Source organism: Hydrogenimonas sp., from assembly GCF_029933015.1.
Classification (GTDB): Bacteria; Campylobacterota; Campylobacteria; order Campylobacterales; family Hydrogenimonadaceae; genus Hydrogenimonas.
Genome location: NZ_JAOZOZ010000113.1, coordinates 1,977 through 5,142, shown reverse-complemented (window position 1 = coordinate 5,142; position 3,166 = coordinate 1,977). Strand labels below are relative to the sequence as shown.

The window sequence follows — 3,166 nt, the reverse complement described above, 5'->3', positions numbered from 1 at the left end:
GGCGTGTGCCGCTTCCTCCCGCTAGAATGATGCCTTTCACGCAAGACTCCTTTTGTGTATATTCTGTGCCATGGCTTTCACTTTGCGCAGTTTGATTGCTACAGGATTTTGAATCGGATGGACGGTCCGTTTCTCTTTTTCTCTTTTTTCCTCCGTTTTTTCCTCTGATCCAGAAGATTCAGGAAAATGAAAAAGAGAATGCCGAAGAGCACCAGGGAGAGGAAATCGTCGGCGTCGCGAAGCTGGTAGCCGATCATCGTGAACGCTACCTGGATGTAGACGATCAGAATGACGGTGTATGTGACATCCTCGTAACGATTGAAAAGGATATGGTGCATATGGTTTTTGTCGGCGCTGAATGGCGACCTGCCCCGCTGGATACGCCGGGTCATGACGACGAACGTATCGAGCACCGGAATGGCCAGCATAAAAAGTACGGCTGTCGGCGAGATGTAGTGGGTCGCTTTGACAGCCAGAATGGAGATGACGAATCCCAGCGTCAGCGAACCACTGTCTCCCATGAAGATTTTGGCCGGATGCCAGTTGAAGAGCAAGAACGCGGCCAGGGCCGGAATGAAGATGACCGAGAGCATCACCATCAGATTGTCGTGATGGATATAGCCGATCCACATGAACGCGCCGAGCATGACGATAGAGACCGTCCCCGCCAGTCCGTCGAGGCCGTCCAGGAGATTGAGGGCGTTGGTGAATCCGGCTATGGCGATGAACGTGAACGGGAATACGAGTATACCGGGAAGAAAGAGCTCGTGGCCGAGATATTTCCCGAGGGTTTCGATGGCGATACCGTTGCTGTAAAGAAGTATGGTGGCTATGAAGATAAAGAGAAATTTCATTTTTGGGGTGACGCCTTTGCGGTCGTCCAGAACCCCGCCCAGAAAGACGATCAGAATCGCCAGATAGACAAGTATGTAGCGGGAAAGCTGATTGTAGTCCGTGATGATGAGAATCAGGGAAACGAAGAGTGCGGAGGCTACGAAAGCGATGCCCGCACCCCGCGGAATCGGTTTTGTGTGCATGCTCCGTTCGTTGGGAATATCCACGAACCCCAGTTTCGGAGCGAGTCTGATGAAAAGAAGTATGGAAATAAATGTTATTACAAATGTAATAATCGTTAACATTAAAATCATGGCGCGATTATAGCTTGATTAATTTAAATTTAAATATAATCTTCATGTTCATTAACGAACCCCTTGGCTGTGTTTGAAAATATTTTTAACAGTTCTCAGCTATATCGACATTAAAAGGATTTTTTTTATGCAAAACAACGAATTCGAGGATCTGAAAAGGAATCCGGAGTTCATGATGGACCTGGCGAACCGGGAAGAGGCGGCCGTAAAGGCCAAAGATATCGTCGCGATGTACGACGTGCTGGATACATCTGTGATGCTCGACCTTTCTGCGGAGAGGCTCAACCGAATCTACAGCGAGATTCTGCAGTATGTCTTCGACCGGCTGGCGGACAAGCTGACGAAAGAGGAGTTTTTCGATATCACGAACCAGGCCGATCTCTACACCCTTCGGGGGATCTACGAGCACGGGATCGAGCGTTACAGCGAAAACGACTTCAAGGGGGCGAAGGAGATCTTTCTGATCCTGCACTACACCGCCGCCGACGAGACGCTTTCCAAAGCGATGATGCCCCATATCGCGGCGGCGGCTTCGCAGATGAAGTTCGACGACTTTCTCGACGAACTGGTGGATGTGGAAAATCCCAACGAGAGTGAAACCTACGGCTTTTTCCTGACCAACTTCAAGCCCTCGGTGGAAGGGTTTCTGCAGGAGAAGAAAGAGGTGCTCGAAAACGCGCTCAAAGAGCTGGAAACCCTGAAAAAATGAAAATCCATTTCATCGGCATCGGCGGCATCGGCATTTCGGCGCTGGCCAAGTTCATGGCGGGCGAGGGGCACGAGATCAGCGGGTCGGATATCCGTCAGAGCGAAATCACCGACGAGCTGGCGCTGAAATTCGGCGCGAAGATCACGATTCCCCACCACGGCGACGCGGTGGAAGGGGCCGACATGGTGATCCACTCGGCGGCGGTACGAAAGAACAACCCCGAATATATCCGCGCCAGGGAGCTGGGGATTCCCCTCTACGCCCGTAAAGAGGCGCTGAAGTTCATCCTGGGAGACAAGCGCGTCTACGCCGTCGGAGGGGCCCACGGCAAGAGCACCACGTCGGCGATGCTCGCCGAACTGCTGCCCGAAACCAACGCCCTCATCGGCGCCATCTCCAAAACCTTCCACTCCAACGTCCGCACCGCCCCCAACGACGACGTAGTCTTCGAAGCGGACGAGAGCGACGCCAGTTTTCTCAACTGCAACCCCTATCTGGCTCTGGTGACCAACGTGGAGCCAGAGCATATGGAGTACTACGAGTACGATCTGGAGCGGTTCTACCGGGCCTATACCGATTTTCTGGCGCTGGCGAAGGTGCGGGTGATCAACGCCGAGGACCCCTTTCTCTCGAAACTGGAAATGGAGAGCGTGAAGCTCTATCCCGGCCGGGATATCCGGGATCTGGAGTATGTGCTCATCGACGGCGAGCCCCATACCCGATTCAGGCTCAAAGAGTATGGCGTGTTCGATGTCTTCGGGCTGGGAGAGCATATCGCCGTGGACGCTGCCCTGGCGATCCTGGCGGCGCTGCACGAAGGCGAAGAGGTCGAGACGATCCGGGAAAACCTGAAACGCTACAAGGGGATCAAGAAGCGCTTCGACATCATCGAAAACAGCGAACAGTGTGTCGTGATCGACGACTACGGCCATCACCCCACCGAGATCAAGGCGACGCTGGAGGCACTCAAAGCCTATGCGAAGATGCGGGGGTTCGGCAAGATCCGGGCCATCTGGCAGCCCCACAAATACTCCCGCACGATGGACAATCTCCAGGGATTCGTCGACTGCTTCGACGGGGTGGACGAACTGGTGATCCTGCCCATCTGGGCCGCCGGCGAGGTGGAAGTGCCGATCGACCTCAAAGGGGCCTTTTCAGGATACGACCTGACGATGGCCGAGAGGGTCACGAAAGAGGGAGAGACGGTGAAGGTCCTCGACGCCACGGGAAAGACGATGAAACATTTCGACAGGGATCTGATCGTCGCGTTCGGGGCGGGGGATATCACCTACCAGATCCGGGGGCTGAA

The 3,166-nt window shown here is 54.1% G+C and carries 3 protein-coding genes; 2 read left to right on the top strand and 1 reads right to left on the bottom strand.

The genetic code is table 11. The features are described from left to right. Positions 1–98 precede the first annotated feature (98 nt). Positions 99–1,037 carry an MraY family glycosyltransferase gene (locus tag Q1K23_RS07470; RefSeq protein WP_300363519.1) on the bottom strand — a complete coding sequence of 313 codons (939 nt, stop codon included), beginning with the start codon at positions 1,035–1,037 and terminating at the stop codon, positions 99–101. A 238-nt stretch (positions 1,038–1,275) separates the two neighbouring features. On the opposite strand from Q1K23_RS07470, the gene Q1K23_RS07465 reads away from it, so the two are divergent. Together Q1K23_RS07465 and murC are read left to right on the top strand one after the other, a co-directional pair. Then, a complete protein-coding gene (locus Q1K23_RS07465) occupies positions 1,276–1,857 on the top strand; it encodes a hypothetical protein (RefSeq protein ID WP_300363518.1) in 582 nt (193 codons plus the stop codon). After that, positions 1,854–3,166: UDP-N-acetylmuramate--L-alanine ligase (gene murC / locus Q1K23_RS07460; protein WP_300363517.1), on the top strand; the 1,313-nt coding region annotated here is incomplete at its 3' end. The genes Q1K23_RS07465 and murC, both read left to right, overlap by 4 nt.

Excerpts from the sequence above, each read along its gene's own strand:
- Q1K23_RS07470 (WP_300363519.1), bottom strand. The coding sequence starts at position 1,037 with ATGCACACAAAACCGATTCCGCGGGGTGCGGGCATCGCTTTCGTAGCC.
- Q1K23_RS07465 (WP_300363518.1), top strand. The coding sequence starts at position 1,276 with ATGCAAAACAACGAATTCGAGGATCTGAAAAGGAATCCGGAGTTCATG.